The following is an 18,394-nucleotide window of genomic DNA, read 5'->3' as shown; positions in this document are numbered from 1 at the left end:
AGTCAGAATTGCTCTAACTGTGGTGAGGTTGTCAAAAAAACTTTGAGTACCAGGACTCATTGCTGCCCCCATTGCGGAACAGCCTTAGACCGTGACCATAATGCAGCGCTGAATATTCTTGAAATTGGACTCCGTACTGTGGGGCACACAGGAACGTTAATCGCCTCTGGAGACATCGACCTCTGCGTGGGTGAGGAAACTCCTCCAAGTAAGTCGGGTCGCGGAAAGAGGAAGTCCAAAGAGCGATCTTTGGAATCCCCCGCTATATCAGGTACTCCTGATTAGCGGCGGGAGGATGTCAATGAGGATATTAACCAATTAGAGCAGTTTATGAATGGTGGAGCGAATGATATTATCCAAGTTTCCCCGACTGTTTTAATTCATGGTTGCAAACATATATGCAAATTACAGATGTAGTTGTCATTGGTAGCGGTATTGGCGGTTTGAGTTGTGCTGCTCTTTTGGCACGGTATGGCTTTGATGTGATAGTCTGCGAAAGCCACTCCATTGCTGGAGGTGCTGCCCATGCTTTTGAGCGCAATGGGTTCAAATTTGACTCGGGCCCGTCCCTCTACTCTGGACTGTCTTACAGCCCCTCTGCCAACCCTCTGCGGCAAGTGTTAGATGCAATTGGTTCAGAATTACCATGCGTAACCTACGATACCTGGGGTTGTTGTGTACCTGAAGGTGATTTTGACACCTCGGTTGGTGCGGAGCAATTTTGTGAAGTGCTGATGAAATTCCGGGGACATGATGCTGTAGCCGAATGGCAGGAACTCCAGCGCGTTATGGAACCATTCGCTAGTGCAGCAACTTCCATACCACCAGCGGCATTACGTTTTGATCTTGGTGCAGCTAGAACTGTAGGCCCATTTGTCCCATCTCTGACAAAACATTTTGCGAATATAATCAAGCTGACGGGCCCCTTCAGCCGGATTATGGATGGCGTTGTTAAAGACCCGTTTACCCGAAACTGGCTGAATTTGCTTTGTTTTCTGCTTTCTGGATTGCCAGCAGATGGCACTAGTGCCGCAGAGGTAGGATTTATGTTTGCGGACTGGTATCGGCCAGACGCAATACTGGAATATCCGATTGGCGGTAGTGGTGCTTTAGTTGACACCCTTGTACAAGGATTGGAGCGTCACGGTGGGAAGCTGATGCTGGGCGCTCACGTGGAGCAAGTGCTTGTAGAAGGTAATCAAGCGGTAGGTGTGCGTCTGCGCGATCGCCAAGAAATTCGGGCGCGGCGGGCAGTAATTTCTAATGCATCGGTTTGGGACACACTGAAGTTACTACCAGAAAAGGCAATACCTAAACAGTACCGCGCTAAACGACAGGCGACACCTGAATGTGATAGCTTTATGCATCTACATCTAGGCATTGATGCTCAAGGATTACAGTCAAATTTGCGGTGTCATTACATTGTGGTTAATAACTGGGAATTGGGCATAACAGCACCTCAGAATGTTGTGGTAATATCAATCCCTTCAATTCTCGATCCATCCCTAGCACCACCGGGTAAACACGTGATTCATGTTTATACTCCTGGTAATGAGCCATATGCTATCTGGCAGGGAATGGATAGAAGGAGTCAAGAATATGCCGAACAAAAGCGATCGCGTGCAGAAGTAATGTGGCAAGCGCTACAACGGATAATTCCAGATATTCGCTCTCGTTGCGAAATTACACTTGTTGGTACACCTCTAACCCACGAGCGTTTTCTCCGTCGTCACCAAGGTTCTTACGGCCCAGCAATTCAGGCTGGCTCTAGTATGTTTCCTGGCCCCAGCACACCTCTACCAGGACTGATGTGCTGTGGAGACTCGACATTTCCTGGCATTGGTTTACCAGCAGTCGCCGCCAGTGGGCTGATTGCTGCTAATACCCTTGCACCTGTTAAGAAGCATTTAGCTATGCTTCAAGATATCAGGTGCATTTAGTTTTTTGAGTTAAAAACCTAGTTGCCAAGAGAGCCGCACCTGCTGCCAAAGTTGCTAGTACACTGTCAGGTTCAGGTACGGCAGCAACTTGAGCATCAATTCGGGCAGTTCCAGCAAACAAACCAGCTAAGTTAGAGTTTTGCAGGATAGCAGCAAACTCTGGAGAAATTAACAATTTAACATCAGGGATGGTTAAATTTTCGCCATCAAATGCTATAGGTTCTGGAATACTCAAATCAAACAAAATTGTATTTAAAGAAATTGTGTCTCTTAAAACAAATCCGCTGGCATCTTTGGTAGTACGTCCCGGAGCAAAAGCAATTGAAAACTCACCAACAGTAATTTGATCGTTGAAGGTAACACTACCAGTATGCTCAAGTGTACCTGAGAGCGGAGTAAAACTGCCTTCATCACTGAACATGAAACTGGTGGCTGAGTCGATGTTAAAGCCAACTAAATAATTGCTAGGAATTGGTGCGACTGTATTATTACTGCCTGTCAATCTTAGCCCGATATTTCTAAGAATATCCTCGTGGTCACGATCAATGCTGGTGACTCCAGATATCACTTTAAAAGTTGCAGCTTCTACCTGTATGGGTGCAATTGATATAAAAGCTGCTGTTGTACAACCAAGAATCCCTGCAAACTGAGAAAAACGCATATATACTTCTGATGATCTTTGTAGATTATTTTATCTAATAACACGTCGTTTACTAATCTAAAAACTTAGTGATTGCCGTTAAATAAACAGCCTAAAGAGAGAAAAAAGTAATTTTTTAAAGTTAAGATGAAGTAATCGTCAAGTTAATATCAAAATTTGAATCATACAGTTAGAAAGGCAAGGCTAAGTAAAGGGTGCAAATAAATATAACTGCTAAGTACAGGGCGTAAAGTATGAGGTATAAGGTATTAAGGCTAAAAAATAATAAAAATATAGTTATGTTTAATTATGTCCATTTCTAATTACTTAGCCTTCAACTAAGAATTATTATGTGGACAAGTATGAGTTTTTCCTTTAATTATTAATAAGTTTAGGTGAAGAATTGAAGTACTTTTTATATCATTTCACTTTATTAATGATACAAATACTTTGCTAGGGGTACAGCAATGCTAATTGGTGTCAACTTAGGTTAAAACCTCGTTTCCAGCCTCTGACTGGAAATGCACTTCATCAGGCTGCTGCCGCAAGTCTTGAGGCGGCAGCCAGAGTTTGGAAACCAGAGAGCTATAGTTTGATTTATTCTCGCCGGTTTACTTCTTGGTTTACAGGCTTGTTCTAATCCACCAGCTTATTTTCTGCAAATTAGGATCTATTTCCTGCCAAAAGCTTGCTGATGAGTCTGCTTCTCTTGTTACTGCTAGTATTTTATCTATGCTGTCGAAGTTTTTTTGAATCACCTGTTTATCTAGTTTAGGAATATCTAATTTCAGGTATTTTAGACGGTTGGGTAACTCTACTTGCTCTTTTGCTGGCAAGTTGGGAATCTGCTCAACTTGTTCTAGAATTTTATCTACTGATGCAATTACTTCTTTCAGGCTCGGCTTTTTAGTTTGTAATTGTAAATCTTTTTCTTCAAAGGTCTCTTCTTGATTATCTAACTTTACTATCACTATTTTGACGAAGAAAATATTGTAATCAACTTCACTAACTTCACCCACTTGATTATGATATTTTCCACTTTTATTTATAAGTACTATGTCACCTTTCTCAATTCTGTCTTTCATAATTTATACAGCCTCTAAATTAAATTGCTAAATAATCTCCTCTACGGAAAATACTACTCTAAAGCCACAAACCCTTAGTCCACCGTCTGACTCATTCCAGCTACGGCTAGCGCTGCGACAAAGTTCTGCATTGAAACTCCAAGAACCACCGCGTAGTACCCGGCGATTAATATCACCGCCAACTTCCCAAGCTGTTCCATCTGAGGGTGCATCACTGTAATTGTTATGCCACGAATCAGCGCACCATTCCCAAACTAGCCCGTGCATATCGTACAATCCAAAGGCGTTGGCGACTTCAAAACTACCGACGTTGGTTGTTTCTTTACGGAATTTGCTTTTTGGTTCGATAGTGCAGCTGACTAACTCAGAGGTAATGCTTTCGCCAAAGTGGAAGGATGTTGTAGTTCCAGCCCGACAAGCATATTCCCATTCAGCCTCACTCGGTAAACGATAGTCGCGTCCAGTTTTTGCTGATAGTCTGAGACAGAATTCTACAGCCTCATACCAAGATACATTTTCTACTGGTCTATCTAAACCTTTGAATTTCGATGGATTAGGATTTAAAGCTTGTTTGACTTTGGGTAAAGCTGCTACTACTCTCCACTGTGCTTGAGTTACGGGAAATTTCCCCATAAAAAATGGTTCAACGGTAACTTGATGTCGAGGACGTTCGTCAGCATCTCCTTCAAACTCCGGTGAACCCATCATATAAGTACCACCAGGAATCGATACCATTTCTAATGTGACAGACTTACCTAATTCTTCGGCAAAGAAGTTTGCATTGCAACTCATGCGATTTACTTCTCTACCACCTGTGTCTACTGTTACTACATCAAATTCAAAGGTTTCTAAGGGTGGTAATGGTACGATTACTTTTTGTGGTAGCGGCGGTAATATGGGTTGAGACATCGAAACAATTTTTAGAGCAACAGGTTCAATATTCGATGTTGCAAATTTCAAATCATTGATAACTTCTACTGCTGTTTGATATCTCTCGCTAGGTAGATGTTTTAATAATTTATCTAAAATTTTTCCTAAGTCGTCGCTGATAGTAATACCTTTTTCTTGTAACCGTTCACGCCACAACCACTGAGCATTCATTGCATCATAAATAGGGTCATTAACTTGTCCAGAAGCATCCTGCAAAGGCAAACATCGAGTTAAAAGACGCACGCAAGTTACACCCAAAGCATACAAATCACTACCGTGACAAGCAAATCCAGCCATTTGTTCAGTTGGGGCATAACCAAGGGTATAAATTACCGTAGCTTGTCTTCCTAAACTAGTTTGTGTTACCTGTTTAGCACCGCCAAAGTCAATTAATACAGGTTTTTTATCACTTGCACGGCGGATAATATTTTCTGGTTTGATATCCCGATGAATGACATTATGGGTATGAATGAATTGCAGAACTGGCAATAAATCAGCTAAAAGTTCCCAAATTTGTGCTTCACCATAGATTTGTTGCTGAACTTCTTGTAAGAGGGTTTTTCCTTGAATAAATTCTTGTACGAGATATAAGCTAGCACCTTGTTCAAAGTAAGCAAGTAATCTGGGAATTTGGGTATGATTTTCTCCCAGTTCATACAACCGAAAAGCCTCTTCTTTGAAAAATTCTGCTGCTTTGGTGCGTTGTCCTGTTCCCTGAAATTGTGGGAAAAATTGCTTGATGACGCAAGGCGCATTTAGTCTGTCTACATCTTCTGTAGCATAGGTTCTGCTAAATCCACCTTCACCTAGAAGTCTCAATACACGGTAACGGCTTCTTAGAAGTTTGCCAAAGTTGCTTTGTCCGCAACTCACGCAAAATCTATTGCTATCAGAGTTGAATGGATTTGAGCAATTGGGATTTTGGCAGATTTGCATAATGAGAGGAAAATAGCATCTTCTCCAAAGTTAGCCCCAATATTATCTAATTGAAAACAGTTATGTAGAGAAGCGAACACGGAAGTTTATTCATGTGCTTAAACTTCCTTATAAACGGAGGCTATATGTTTGTTTATATTGGGACGTTTATAATTATTAGTAAATATGAATACATGAGTACAACAGGTGAAGAGACATTACATTGCAACGTCTCTTTTAATATAGCTTTTGTTTCCCACTCGGAAAAGTTCATGGAGAACTAACTTATCTCTAATTTTGATTGCCAATTGCGAGTTTTATTTTCAGTTTTTATTCTCTCCAGAAGCGCGAATTAATTCAGCTACAATAGCAGCGATCGCAGATACTGAAATCAACATCACACTCAGCGCGTTAATATCAGGCTTGACTCCTGTTCTAATCCGGCTAAAAATTTCCATTGGTAGGGTGTTCGAACCGCTACCAGCGGTAAAACTGGCAATGAGAAAGTCATCTAAGCTGAGGACAAAGGCTAAGAGACAACCAGCTACAATCCCAGGAATCAATTGAGGTAGTAATACTTTGATGAAAGCTTGCGTTGGTGTAGCGCCTAAATCTAGTGCTGCTTCTTCTAAGTGAGGATCTAAATTAGTCAGTCGTGAAGCGACCACAAGTCCAACGTAGGCCAGACAAAACACCACATGGGCTGCAACTATCGTCCACAAACTCAAAGGTATGGCAAACGCCGCTAGACATACTAGGGTAGCCACTGCGATCGCAATATCGGGAATAATCAATGGTAGGTAAGCAACACCCCGATACAATTTCTTACCAGGAAATTCGTAACGCGCCAACCCAACCGCCATCAAGGTTCCCAGCACTGCTGAAATTCCCACTGCACAACCAGCAACTATCATACTGTTTTGCAAAGCTGATAAGATGCGATCGTCACTGAACAACTTGCGATACCAATCGAGAGTGAATCCTTGCCAAGTTGCGCTGTAGGGCGACTGATTGAAGCTATAAAAGCCAAGTACCAGTATGGGCAGGTACATGAACACAAATATCAGCAGTGAGAAAACCGCCTGCCATGAGACACGCGGTTTTTTTAGAGATGGAGAGATATTCACGTTTATATTTGTTTTGTTGGTTAGCAAAATAAAATATCATATCTTATGTAATAAGTCAATAATTTAACTATCTTCTCTCCTTTTTCCGTAACTGCTGGGTAAACCAATTGTCTAGAGTGAATAGAGAGATTTTAATTCTGGTAATCTCCTTATTCCCTTTTAAGGTGGCTAAGGATGATATGAGTAAAAATTTGGATAGAATTCCTAATCAAGCTTTGGCACTTCTAATTTCAAACTAAGTACTGTACAAGAATCTGTCTTTTAGTCCGCTACTGGTTATCCTCTAAGTACGGAAAGCCGCCCAAAAACTGACTAGACAGTTTCTTCTTTAAATAACATTATAAATTCAAATAATTTGCAGGCAATAGTAGAGGTTTTTAGCTTCTTATGACTATTTAACTTAGTTTTGAGCGATTTTAGGCAATTAGTGTTTCTAGAAAAAAACTATATTTAAAATTGCACCAGATTACCAAAAATTAATAATTCAGAATGAATTTACCTCTTTAGGAGTGGGTAATTTCCGTACTAGGATAGACAATAAATATAAAAGAACCAGCATAAGATTTGAAAGAAATTGTTAATAAATTTAGTATCTGAAGTTACTTTCTGATGCCAAGTGTATCAATTACAAGCACTACAACAAAAGAAAGAAAAAACTTCTAATTCAACTTTCATTTTTTAGGAGGTTTGTGATGCGAATAGCTCAAGTAGCTCCATTATGGGAAAGAGTTCCGCCGCCAGCTTATGGTGGCATAGAGCTAGTAGTGGGGTTACTGACCGATGAGTTAGTCCGACGCGGACACGAAGTAACTTTATTTGCATCGGGAGATTCTATCAGTCTGGCAAAACTAACGTCAGTTCATCCCCGTGCCCTCAGACTCGATCGCACAATCAAAGATTACAGTATTTACGAAATGCTGAATCTGGCTTCGGTGTATGAACGTGCAGAAGAATTTGATATTATTCACTCCCATGTAGGGTATGGGGCACTGGCCTACGCAAATCTCGTCACAACCCCTACGGTTCACACATTGCACGGTATTTTTACCCCTGACAACGAAAAGATGTTTAGTTTTGGGAAAAAAGAACCCTACGTCAGTATTTCCGATGCACAACGAGAACCAAGGCTAGGGTTGAACTGTATAGCAACGGTCTACAACGGAATTGATATCAGCAGTTATCAGTTTCACTCTCAACCAGAAGATCCGCCCTACCTAGCATTTTTGGGTCGGATATCTCCTGAGAAGGGAGCGCACTTAGCAATAGAAATTGCAAAACTTACTGGTTGGCACTTGAAAATGGCAGGTAAGGTTGATGTCGTTGATGTGGAATACTTTGAGAAAGAAATCAAACCACTGATTGATGGGAAGCAAATTGAGTATCTAGGTGAAGCCAACCATGCTCAAAAAAATGCTCTGATGGGAGGTGCAGTAGCAACTCTGTTCCCCATCACTTGGCGAGAACCCTTTGGGTTGGTGATGGTAGAGTCAATGGCTTCGGGTACGCCCGTGATTGCGATGAAATTGGGGTCTACTGAAGAGGTAATTTCCCACGGCAAAACAGGTTTCCTCTGCAATGATATTCAAGAGTGCATCAGTGCCGTTGATCGGGTAGTAGAGTTAGACCGCTATGCCTGTCGCCAGCATGTCGAAAATCTTTTTAGCATTGAGCACATGACTGATGGCTATGAGTCGGTTTATCAACAAATCCTAGCAAAGCGATTTTCTCAGAATGGGCGTTTACGCAGTTTGATTAGTTTAGCTAGCGATCACATTTAAATATCGCATTTGTGTAATCTTACATGTTTTTAACTAAGTAGAATACAAACCATCATAGGGACGCAACATCTGTCATTGGTATCAACTTAACGTCAAAACCAGTTTAGGCAGAGATTTGAGAGATTGCTTGCGATCTGGATTTCCTATAAATTCCTTAGGGACTTCCAGTTAAAAAAATATCCCATCTTAGGGGCGCAAGTCCTTGCGCCCCTACGGGTGTACCTCACGTATTTTTTCCTCAATTTTATAAAACGAAGTTAATCAATTTATAACTTCAGCAAAGAACAGCAGCTTTTACGATAAATAAGACTTGTTAACGCCAAAGATCAACAGTAGTGCTGTTTAAGGGAGCCATTGTAATCCCTTATTCTGTAATTTCTGCTCAATATGCTGCATTTCCTGGATGGTTTCTCCAGTAACGATCGCATAAATTTCAGTGGAGATTTTTCCGTATTTGGCTTTCTCTAAAGCTGACAGGATGATCAAGTCCTTGCAATCTAGTTCTGGTTTTAAGGTCACTAAAATTGAATCTAGCGTTCCTTCCATGCGGTAGTCGCTGGAATATTTAGCTACTCCTTTTCCTAGTCCTAATAGGGTATTACGCTGCAAGCACAACGGAGTCGATCCATTGACTCGGAAATTAGCATCGATCGCATAAAATTGTCCGTCTTGGTCTTCCAGTACATCAAAGCCAATCACGCCGAAATAACCTTGTTTGTGAGCATACTGACCAAGGTTGGCAATCATCTCAAAGAACTTGCTCATGTCAGTGTTGCGGTAGTCAATTAGTCCGCCTAAATAGTTGCCTTCTGGAGTTACGAGTTGGCCAGTAGTACCGATGAGGGTTATCTCTCCAGCCTTGTTTACATAGAACTGCACGCAGTAATTCTGTACTTCATTCTTGACGAACTCCGAGACAATAATCGTATCGAGCAACTTAATATCAAGATATTTCTTGATTTCTTCAAGGCAGTAGTTGAGATCGCTGAGGCTTTTGATGATATAAGTACCTTCTCCTGAGAGTCCGTGCGAGGTTTTAATTAAATAGGGGAATTCTGGTAACTGAATGTCTTCGAGATTGGTTTGGTGCAGATTGTAGCTCTTGTATTTCGGACATTGCACCCCTAGTTCGGCTAGGGTTACTTTGCTGAGTAAGCGGTAATGAGTATCGGGAGCAACAGCGTGTTTTTCAGGTTTTAGATGATCAAAGGGAAATAGAGTGATGAGTTTGTCAAAGCGATCGCTAAAGGCGTTAGGGCAGCCATCGCTGTGGCTGAGGTCATCCAAATAAGTTGAGCAATCCATCATCTCAATATTGGAGTGCTTAAATCCGAAATGCTCTTGCCAGTAGTCAAGCAGCGACTTTGGGGGCGGAATAATCACAATTCCTGAAATGCGATCGCCTAATACAGCCAGATTTTTCCAAGGTTCCTTCTGACAAATCTTATCAAAGGAGGTTTTGGTGGCTTCACTACTGCCATCTTGAATAAAATATTTTTTACGATTGGGATAAGCAGCCCAACTGGCAGTTGCAGGGTAATTTAAAATAAACCCATAAGATGTATCTGTAATGTCTTGAGCAAAAAGATCAGAAAGAGTACTCCCTTGAAAATAATGAAAGTCGTATTTTGAATTCATCTACTCCTCCGAGAAACCGCATCCCTTTATGGATGCGGTTGTTTATAGAAAACAAGTATCCTGGATTTCCAAGTAACACCAACTTAAAAAAACAAAGCTATTTATTTAAGCTTGAAAACTCAGATGTAATTTGTCTCCATTAATTACGAATTGGTATGAGTTATTTCTTGGTAAAAGCAGCCACCTTGTCTTGTCCTGCGGTCATATAAGCACAAGCCATGTGTGATGAGTTATATGCCCAGCCAACCCGTCCTTGACGATCTATAAGGATGCACCCAGCTTCACCTTTAACCTTAGAAGCCAAAGCGTCAATTGCCATCTGTGCAGCTTCGTCTGGGTGTCTATCTCCAGTTAAGAAATCGATCGCAGTTTTAGCCAAAACCACGGGAATAATCGACTCGCCATCACCTGTTGTTGAGCAACCGCCGAATTTATTATCAGCGTACAAGCCACTGCCAACGATCGCAGTGTCACCGACGCGACCTTGTTGCTGCTTTGTAGTGCCGCCAGTTGAAGTGCCAGCAGCTAAAATGCCGCTAGAGTCCAAAGCTACACAACCTATGGTGTTGGGGCGATCAATAACTTCCTGATCTTCCTTCCACTGCTGCCATTGCTCCTCAGCTATTAAGTCTTCTTTTTTACACATTTCGGCACCACAATCTATGGCGAAGCGTTCTGCACCCCGTGCTACTAGCAGCCTGGGTTTTTCATCCATAATTTTTCGTGCAACTGAGATTGGATGACGTATGCCCTGAACTGCTGCGATCGCTCCCCAACTTAATGAGCCTTCCATAATCGCCGCATCTAACTCCACTTCTCCGTCGCTGTTGAGAGTTGCACCAAGACCAGCGTTAAATGTCGGGTCAGCTTCCAAAACACGGGTAGCTGCTTCCACAGCTTCTGCGGCTGTACCTCCACTGATTAGCACTGCCCAACCAGCTTCTGCTGCTGCTGTACAGCCTGCATTGTTGGCTGCAACTTTGTCGTCTGTGATGGTTTTTGCTCCACCGTGAACAATGATAGTCGGTATCATATAATTCCTTCTAGTTAGTATGAATTTTGTGGGACTGCGATCGCCTTCATTGGTTCATCAATTAGTTGCAGCGATCGCATTTTTAAAGTCTCTAAACCCAAGCGCTGGGTTGCTGATATAAACACAGCTTCGGGATAATCTTGTTGAACTCTAGCCAAGGTTTCGCTATCTACTTGGTCAACCTTGTTAAAAGCAATCAAACTTTTTTCTGGAATCTCAGGCATTTCTTGGAGTATTTCCAGCACACTTGCAATATGACTTTCCCAAGCTGGATGGGACAAATCCACAACATGAATCATGGCATCAGCCTCAACTACTTCCTCCAATGTGGCGCGAAACGCATCCACCAGTGGTGGCGGGAGTTCGTGAATAAACCCTACAGTATCTGTGAGCAGAATCGACCTGCGTTGTTGTGTTTCTGGTTCTGTAATTACTACCTTGCGGGTTGTTGGGTCGAGGGTAGCAAATAGTTGGTCTGCGGTGTAAACTTCTGCATTAGTTAACACATTTAATAAAGTAGATTTACCAGCATTGGTATAGCCAACTAATGCCAGAACCGGAATTTCTTGCTGTTGTCGTTGTTGTCTAATGCGGGCGCGATGTGCTTGTAATTGGTTTACTTCTTCCTGTAGTTGACCAATTCGCCGCTGAATTGTTCGCCGTTCCGTCTCCAGTTTTGTTTCACCAGGGCCTCGCGTACCAATCCCCGCACCTAATCGAGACATTTCCTGACCACGACCGCGCAGCCGAGGTAACATATATTCGAGTTGCGCCAGTTCTACTTGTAATTTACCTTCTTGAGTGCGAGCGCGTTGAGCGAAAATATCTAGAATTACTTCTGTGCGGTCTACAACTCGGATGCCAATCTCTTGTTCTAAGTTGCGGGCTTGAGATGCAGAAATATCTCGGTCAAAAACGATGAGATTAGCTCTTAGTTTTTGAGCCAAAAGGGTGATTTCTTCAATTTTTCCCTTACCGACCACTGTTTGGGGATGGGGACGCTCGCGCTTTTGCCGCATTGTATCGAGTACAATACCTCCAGCACTTTCAACCAAACGCACTAGTTCTGCAAGTCCATCTTCAAATCGTTGGACAGAAACATCTTCTGTCTGCACTCCTACCAGCAGCACCCTGTCTTGGTCAGAGACAATCTCTTGAGATAGGAATATTCCATGCCCTGCTTCTGTAATTTCTGTCTCCCATTCTTGAACTAAGACATCAAATTCTTGTTCGGTTAGGTCATCCAAACTTAAAGGAGGTGAAATTACCCAAGGACTTTCTGGATCAGGGAAAAGGTAAGTTAGGAAAGCCTCTTTTACTTGGCTATCAATAACGGTTAACACTACAAGAGCATCTAAACGCTGACGGATCATTGCAATCAACGCTGTTTCATCAGGGGCTGCTGATTTAAATTGAGTAGCAACACAACGAATTCCGCTCAAGCGTTCTGCACTGCGACGGGGTAATTCTTCAGGCAGAATTTGAGTTTGATTTGGTGTTCCTACAGCAATTCGGATGACTTGCCCACGCCGATTGATATAACAACAAATCGGGTGATGAATTTGTTGACTGATTGCAGCTAAGGCGTGGGCAAATTCTGGCGTAATTAATCTATCTGCTGGCTGATTTTGCTCATAAAGCTGTTGCAGTTGCTTGACCTGACTAGCTCTGATGCCCTGAACATTGCCATAAATCTTTTGCATAAAACTAACAATTTACAGTTTAGTTTTCAGCTATGTATATTGTTATTTTGGTCTTTTTTAATTGTGATTTAATCTCCCAAGAGAAATAAGCAACTTAGCTAGATCATTCCCTCAAAAGGAAGCTTTTATAAAATTATTTATAGTCCCATGAAGTATCAACCATGAAACTGTAAACGTGTAAGTTCCACCGTGTGGCACAAAGCGGCAAGCCATAGGCTACCGCAGAGGCGCAGAGAACGCAGAGAGAAGGAAAAAATAAAAATTGCTTAACTGAACTGTATTGCTTTATAGAGCAAAGATGATTCAGTGAACTAAATAGCCTTTACGATAAAAAACGTAATATTCCATATTCTTCGTTTCACAAATAGGAAATAAGCAGTGTTACCAAAAAAGCCTACCGCTACCAATCAAACTCAACGCTGGACATTTGCTCAACTTTTTGGACAGGTAAAACGTAATCCCTTGATGATTGATTTCGCAGTGGGTAATCCTCTGGGTAGCTGTGGGCACTGCTGGTGGTCTATTTGCTGCGTTGTACTGGAATGTTTTAGAACTTTTAACTCACCATCTGCAACGATTTGAAGGTTTTAGCCTCCTGATAGTGATGCCACTAGCGGGTTTAGTTATCGGGCTGGTGATTCATTTCCTGGGAAATCCCGGTGAAATTGCCGTGATTGTTGATAATATCCATTTTCGCGGCGGACGCTTAGATGCTCGCAAAAATCCCTCAATGATTCTTGCTTCTCTAATCAGCATATCGGCAGGCGGTAGTGCTGGCCCAGAAGCACCGCTAGTACAAGTAACAGGTTCTTTTGGTACTTGGGTTGCCGATCGCCTAAACCTCCAAGGTGAAGACCTCAGAACTATCAGTTTAGCGGCGATGGCGGCTGGCTTCACTGCCTTGTTTGGCGCACCTCTTGGCGGTGCAATGTTCGCCCTGGAGATTTTACACCATGAGCATATTGTGGAATACTACCAAGCCTTGATGCCAGCCATTGTTTCAAGTTGCGCTAGTTATCTGGTATTTGCAGCAATTACACATTTGGGAATTGCACCCACTTGGCATTTTCCTCAGTACCACCTAGACAAGATTGATGATTTTGCGATCGCTATCATATTCGGAATCATTGGGGCGGTGGCGGGATGGATTTTTATGGGCATTTTTCGGGGCTGTGATTACTTGTTTGCTCGAATTTCCGGCCCCATTTATGTACGTACAACATTAGCAGGATTTGGGCTTGGTACTTTAGCAGTTTTATTACCCCTAACCCATTATTTTGGACATGAAGAATTAGAGTCAGTTCTCACTACTAGCTTTGGTGCTGTTTTTCTCTTAACTCTTGCTTTTGGTAAAATGGCTGCCATTAGTCTTACGGTAACTGGTGGGTGGCGGGGTGGATTCATTATCCCCCTGTTTTTCACTGGTGCTTGTATTGGTAAAGCAGTAGCAGTCTTAATTCCGGGGCTTAATCCTGCCCTGGCGATGATTTGTACAATGGCGGCTGTCAATGCAGCCGTAACGCGCACACCTATCAGTACGACTTTGCTACTGTCAAAACTGGCTAACTTAAGTCCTTTTACACCAATCCTTTTTGCTAGTTTAATTGGATTTTTTCTCGCGCCCAAAGTTCCCCTGATTGCATCTCAATTGAAGTTACAGAGAGAAGCTACTGAATTAAAGGGTAGTTAAGGGACTTCCAGAAATTAAATTATCCAATTTCTGGACTTCACTACGACTATCCCTCTCCCTGCTCCCTGCTCCCTGCCCCTATAGCGATGGTATATTTTTTTATTTGGAAGTCCCTAACTATGGTGCTGTGTGCCCCTGATCGGACAGCTAACCCAGCCAGTCCCAAAGCAAAAACTCTTTTAAAATAAAGCTGAATTTTATTCTGCTAACAAAAAGAGAGGGCATTATGCAAGCGCTGTAAGGCATTGCCATGCCCTTCAGTGTCTCTATCTATGTCGTCGCTGATGCCATTGCCAAGCATGGGTGAGGATTTCGTTCACCTTTGGATACTGGGGATGCCAACCCAAAACTTTAGTTGCTTTGTCGCTACTGCCAACTAAAATAGGGGGGTCACCTGGTCTGCGATCGCGTTCTTCAATTTTGATTTCTTTGCCTGTTACTTTCTTAGTAGTTTCTATCACTTCTCTGACGGAAAAACCACTGCCATTTCCCAGATTAAAGACTTCGCTTTCTCCATCTTTAAGCAGATATTCCAAACCCAAAATATGAGCTTGCGCCAAATCAGTCACATGAATATAATCCCGGATGCAAGTACCATCTGGGGTAGGGTAATCAGTGCCGAAAATAAAAATAGATTTGCGTTTACCCAAAGCAGCTAGTAGTACCAATGGTATGAGGTGAGTTTCAGGTTCATGGTCTTCACCTAGAAATCCATCGGGGTCAGCACCGGCAGCGTTAAAGTAACGGAAACGTACAGACTTTAAATTATAGGCTGTATCAAAATCAGATAAAATTCTTTCTACCATCCACTTGCTAGTAGCGTAGGGACTAATGGGATCTTGCGGATGTTCTTCGGTAAGGGGAACAAACTTTGGTACACCATAAAGAGCGCAGGTAGAAGAAAAGATAAATTTGTTCACTGACGCAGCAAGCATTGCCTCTAAAAGTGTGAGAGTGCCTGCAACATTATTTTGGTAATATTTAGCTGGGTCGGTGACAGATTCACCCACAGCAATATAAGCAGCAAAATGCATTACTGCCGCTATATTGTGAGTTGAGAAGATGTTATCAAGCAGGGCGCGATCGCTCATGTCGCCAACGATCAACTTTACCTGTAAAACTTCTTCTACAAGTTCACGGTGCCCGTTCGACAGGTTATCGAGAACAATTACTTCATAACCTGCATTTTTTAAAGCTAATACTGCATGGGAGCCAATATATCCGGCTCCTCCTGTTACTAAAATGGTTGACATAATTGGGGATTGGGGGTAAAGAGAGATTAAGTTACTATTTACCAGTGCTTCATTGGATTTTTTGCGAGACATAGATGGTTGTAGTGAGGACTTTAGTTTTCAAAGAAGCACTAAAGTCCTCACTACAAACCATTAATGACATAAGCTACTAAATTCTTTCTTCCAAGTAGCGAGAAATTGCACTGTCAAGGGACGGCATTAATTCACCTCGGCTGCTACCAAGAACGCTGTAAGTTGGGCGGAGAGCAGTGAAACCAAGTTGTTCTGTAGGCAAACAAATGAGATTGCTGACACTAACTCCAGCTTGTTTAGCCGCTAACCGTGCTAAATCAGCCCAGGCGATCGCACTCTTATTCGCCAAATGCCACAGCCCACACTCCCCATCAATTAATAAATCTAGGCTAGCATGAACCAAATCTGGTACATAGGTAGGTGAAACAATTCCATCCTCAGCGGCAACGAAACTATTACCAGCACTAAGCTGACGCAGAGCGATCGTGACAAAGTTGTAATCATCCCACGGGCCAAAAAATGCACTAGTGCGAATCACCAGCGATGCGGGATAAGCCTGCAATACCAGCTTTTCTGCCAAAACTTTGCTGCATCCATATACATTAAGGGGGGCAACAGTATCAGTTTCGACATAAGGATTAGACACAGCACCGTCAAATACCAAATCTGACGAGAAAGTTAATAACGGTACGTTATGTTGAGCGCAAGCAGCAGCTAGAATCGCTGGGCCTTCGGCGTTGACTTGCAGGCAAACATGGGGTTCACGTTCAGCATCGTCCACCCGCACATATCCGGCAGCATTCACAACCGCCCACGGTTTCAACTGCGCAAGCACCGCATCCACGGAGTCAGGATCGGTAATATCCATCTCTTGACGTGTTAGCAGGTGATATGAAATTCCGCGCACTTCGCACAACCGAGCAAAAGCTTTTCCGAGAGTTCCTCTGGCACCAACGATCGCCAAAGGATCTGATGGGGATGTTGCTTGAATTTTCCTGGCTCTCCCTATTTCCCCAGTGCAACTTAGTGCCGGGTATAACAGGCGCTCTTGGCGATGCCACCAGCCTGGGGACTCAAGTAGCGGGTGATTTAGTTGATGCCCATTTGCTAGATTTTGCACCATTTTAGCGATCGCTGTTGGTCGAGGATGTGGCGAACGCAAATCAAATACCCCTGGCTCGTAGTAGCCGTGAGCTTTTGTGACTAAACTATTCCAATCGTAGCTGCCAAGGAGTGCCCAAGCAGTGACAGCGCGGATATCCACACCCTCAGCTTGTAATTCTTGCGCCGCATTCCATACCTCATAAAACCAGCGTAGCTGCTCCTCACGGGTGCAGCTGATATGAGCTTCGGTGACAGCAAGGGGCAGGTGATAGCGTTCCCATGCCTCTAGTAGCAATGTATGCGGGCCTGCCAAACCCTCAGCACAAACTCTCACCGCCTCTACATCCGCATACTTATCTCGTCCATTACCACCATGCGTCCAAGCTGGATAGTTTTCTGTGTGTTCATCCAAAAAGCGTTCGCTGGTTAAATAATGGTTAATGCCGATGATGTTAGGGGGACAGGTATTTTGCAAAAATCCCTCAAGTTCAACCTCACTGATACCACAGTCGCACAAGTAACGCCACATGGGATGAGTTCGGTTGATTCGACCGCACAATAAATCAAAGCTCAACCAACGGCGCTCGTTCTCAAATTCTGCTTGATATTCTAGTTTAGGTGTGCTGTAAGTCTTACCCAAATCCTCGGTTTGCACTAGTTGGGCGCTGGGAGTGACTTCCCGGATTGCTTGCATCGAAAGCGCGATCGCTCGACACTCTCCCAACAAAGCACGGGCGAAAGTTAAATCATCCCGTCCGTGAGGATACCAATGACCGTACATTCCACTGAATCGCGCCGTTGTCAGTGGTTCATTTATGGGAGTGTAATAGGTTATCCAAGGATAGCGTTCGGCTACCGCACGGGCAAACACCGCTAGTTTTTCTGGAAATTCTGGGTCTACCAAACTTGTATCGCGTGGGCCACTGCCATGATGCACTAATCCCACAATCGGACGAATGCCGAGTTCGCGCAAGCGCCCCAGTCGCTCATCTGCCCATGACCAATCAGCATTTTCTAACCCATCAGGTGCTATCCTCTCCCACAGCACAGGGTAGCGGATAGCTTTTATCCCTAGTTCTGCAAACAAATCTAAGTCATCCAGGCGGGTTGCATGACCGTTGCGTTCCAACTGGTCAAAATACTCTTCACCCACGCGATTAACTGTACACTCTACACCAGCCCACACTTCCAAGGGGAGTTGTGAATTATTCTCTCTCAAGACGTTATTCATTGCGTCTTTACTTGAGTTAAAGACAAAAGACATAATTTACACAACTAAAGCTTTTATTCCTTTGAATTTCCGCGTTCTGTTAGCGCAGATATAGCGGTTCTCGTTTACGTGAGGTACACCCGTAGGGGCACGGCACTGCCGTGCCCCTACACCTCGTGAAATGTACCGCATCTGAATGGGAACCGCCATATAACAAAAAATGCACAAAGAAGAATACAGTACTCAGAATCAATTAGTGGAAGAAGGAAGACCCGACGCTTTCCTATTAACCACCAAATCTATGATTTAGTGAGGATTTTAAATCCACTTATTCAT

At 43.1% G+C, this 18,394-nt stretch carries 12 protein-coding genes and 1 pseudogene; 4 read left to right on the top strand and 9 right to left on the bottom strand.

The window, feature by feature from the left end; all coding sequences use genetic code 11:
- Together F8R90_RS12505 and F8R90_RS12500 are read left to right on the top strand one after the other, a co-directional pair.
- Nucleotides 1–285 (top strand): zinc ribbon domain-containing protein (locus F8R90_RS12505; RefSeq protein WP_196511005.1); only part of this gene is annotated, 285 nt, incomplete at its 5' end.
- 113 nt (nucleotides 286–398) lie between these two features.
- On the top strand, nucleotides 399–1,940 hold the full coding sequence (locus tag F8R90_RS12500) for a phytoene desaturase family protein (RefSeq protein WP_196511004.1): 1,542 nt from the start codon (nucleotides 399–401) through the stop codon (nucleotides 1,938–1,940).
- Here the strand turns inward: F8R90_RS12500 and F8R90_RS12495 are convergent.
- From F8R90_RS12495 to F8R90_RS12480, 4 genes are all read right to left on the bottom strand, one after another.
- The gene (locus F8R90_RS12495; protein ID WP_196511003.1) at nucleotides 1,927–2,601 is read right to left on the bottom strand and encodes a hypothetical protein; all 675 of its coding nucleotides are present in this window, start codon (nucleotides 2,599–2,601) and stop codon (nucleotides 1,927–1,929) included. The two genes, F8R90_RS12500 and F8R90_RS12495, sit on opposite strands and share 14 nt — an antisense overlap.
- Before the next feature lie 602 nt (nucleotides 2,602–3,203).
- Entirely contained in the window at nucleotides 3,204–3,665 is a 462-nt protein-coding gene (locus F8R90_RS12490) for a hypothetical protein (RefSeq protein ID WP_196511002.1), read from the bottom strand.
- A 27-nt stretch (nucleotides 3,666–3,692) separates the two neighbouring features.
- Nucleotides 3,693–5,531: a bifunctional serine/threonine-protein kinase/formylglycine-generating enzyme family protein gene (locus F8R90_RS12485; RefSeq protein ID WP_196511001.1), complete on the bottom strand. Its 1,839-nt coding sequence runs from the start codon at nucleotides 5,529–5,531 to the stop codon at nucleotides 3,693–3,695.
- A 302-nt stretch (nucleotides 5,532–5,833) separates the two neighbouring features.
- Nucleotides 5,834–6,637: an ABC transporter permease gene (locus F8R90_RS12480; RefSeq protein WP_196511000.1), complete on the bottom strand. Its 804-nt coding sequence runs from the start codon at nucleotides 6,635–6,637 to the stop codon at nucleotides 5,834–5,836.
- 692 nt (nucleotides 6,638–7,329) lie between these two features.
- Here F8R90_RS12480 and F8R90_RS12475 point away from each other — a divergent pair.
- On the top strand, nucleotides 7,330–8,415 hold the full coding sequence (locus F8R90_RS12475) for a glycosyltransferase family 4 protein (protein ID WP_196510999.1): 1,086 nt from the start codon (nucleotides 7,330–7,332) through the stop codon (nucleotides 8,413–8,415).
- 342 nt (nucleotides 8,416–8,757) lie between these two features.
- Here the strand turns inward: F8R90_RS12475 and F8R90_RS12470 are convergent, their stop codons facing one another.
- The 3 genes from F8R90_RS12470 to hflX all read right to left on the bottom strand — a co-directional run bounded on the left by F8R90_RS12470 (nucleotide 8,758) and on the right by hflX (nucleotide 12,789).
- Nucleotides 8,758–10,053: a carbamoylphosphate synthase large subunit gene (locus tag F8R90_RS12470; RefSeq protein WP_196510998.1), complete on the bottom strand. Its 1,296-nt coding sequence runs from the start codon at nucleotides 10,051–10,053 to the stop codon at nucleotides 8,758–8,760.
- A 160-nt stretch (nucleotides 10,054–10,213) separates the two neighbouring features.
- Nucleotides 10,214–11,086, bottom strand: a complete 873-nt coding sequence (locus F8R90_RS12465) for an isoaspartyl peptidase/L-asparaginase family protein (RefSeq protein ID WP_196510997.1) — start codon at nucleotides 11,084–11,086, stop codon at nucleotides 10,214–10,216.
- Between the two features lie 14 nt (nucleotides 11,087–11,100).
- Nucleotides 11,101–12,789 carry a GTPase HflX gene (gene hflX, locus F8R90_RS12460; protein WP_196510996.1) on the bottom strand — a complete coding sequence of 563 codons (1,689 nt, stop codon included), beginning with the start codon at nucleotides 12,787–12,789 and terminating at the stop codon, nucleotides 11,101–11,103.
- Between the two features lie 378 nt (nucleotides 12,790–13,167).
- Here hflX and F8R90_RS12455 point away from each other — a divergent pair.
- Nucleotides 13,168–14,479, top strand: a pseudogene (locus tag F8R90_RS12455) (chloride channel protein).
- Nucleotides 14,480–14,745: 266 nt separating this feature from the next.
- Here the strand turns inward: F8R90_RS12455 and galE are convergent.
- Nucleotides 14,746–15,732: a UDP-glucose 4-epimerase GalE gene (gene galE / locus F8R90_RS12450; RefSeq protein ID WP_196511008.1), complete on the bottom strand. Its 987-nt coding sequence runs from the start codon at nucleotides 15,730–15,732 to the stop codon at nucleotides 14,746–14,748.
- Between the two features lie 148 nt (nucleotides 15,733–15,880).
- On the bottom strand, nucleotides 15,881–18,079 hold the full coding sequence (locus F8R90_RS12445) for a family 1 glycosylhydrolase (RefSeq protein WP_196510995.1): 2,199 nt from the start codon (nucleotides 18,077–18,079) through the stop codon (nucleotides 15,881–15,883).
- Between the last annotated feature and the right edge of the window lie 315 nt (nucleotides 18,080–18,394).

It is taken from the genome of Nostoc sp. NZL, assembly GCF_015714705.1.
Classification (GTDB): Bacteria; Cyanobacteriota; Cyanobacteriia; order Cyanobacteriales; family Nostocaceae; genus Nostoc; species Nostoc foliaceum_A.
Note: the sequence above shows the minus strand (reverse complement) of the source record. Positions and strands in the feature narration are given on the sequence as shown.

Coding starts and splice junctions, on each gene's coding strand:
- F8R90_RS12485 (WP_196511001.1), bottom strand. CDS start 5,531: ATGCAAATCTGCCAAAATCCCAATTGCTCAAATCCATTCAACTCTGAT.
- galE (WP_196511008.1), bottom strand. CDS start 15,732: ATGTCAACCATTTTAGTAACAGGAGGAGCCGGATATATTGGCTCCCAT.
- F8R90_RS12495 (WP_196511003.1), bottom strand. CDS start 2,601: ATGCGTTTTTCTCAGTTTGCAGGGATTCTTGGTTGTACAACAGCAGCT.
- F8R90_RS12470 (WP_196510998.1), bottom strand. CDS start 10,053: ATGAATTCAAAATACGACTTTCATTATTTTCAAGGGAGTACTCTTTCT.
- F8R90_RS12445 (WP_196510995.1), bottom strand. CDS start 18,079: ATGAATAACGTCTTGAGAGAGAATAATTCACAACTCCCCTTGGAAGTG.
- F8R90_RS12500 (WP_196511004.1), top strand. CDS start 399: ATGCAAATTACAGATGTAGTTGTCATTGGTAGCGGTATTGGCGGTTTG.
- F8R90_RS12465 (WP_196510997.1), bottom strand. CDS start 11,086: ATGATACCGACTATCATTGTTCACGGTGGAGCAAAAACCATCACAGAC.
- F8R90_RS12490 (WP_196511002.1), bottom strand. CDS start 3,665: ATGAAAGACAGAATTGAGAAAGGTGACATAGTACTTATAAATAAAAGT.
- F8R90_RS12475 (WP_196510999.1), top strand. CDS start 7,330: ATGCGAATAGCTCAAGTAGCTCCATTATGGGAAAGAGTTCCGCCGCCA.
- hflX (WP_196510996.1), bottom strand. CDS start 12,789: ATGCAAAAGATTTATGGCAATGTTCAGGGCATCAGAGCTAGTCAGGTC.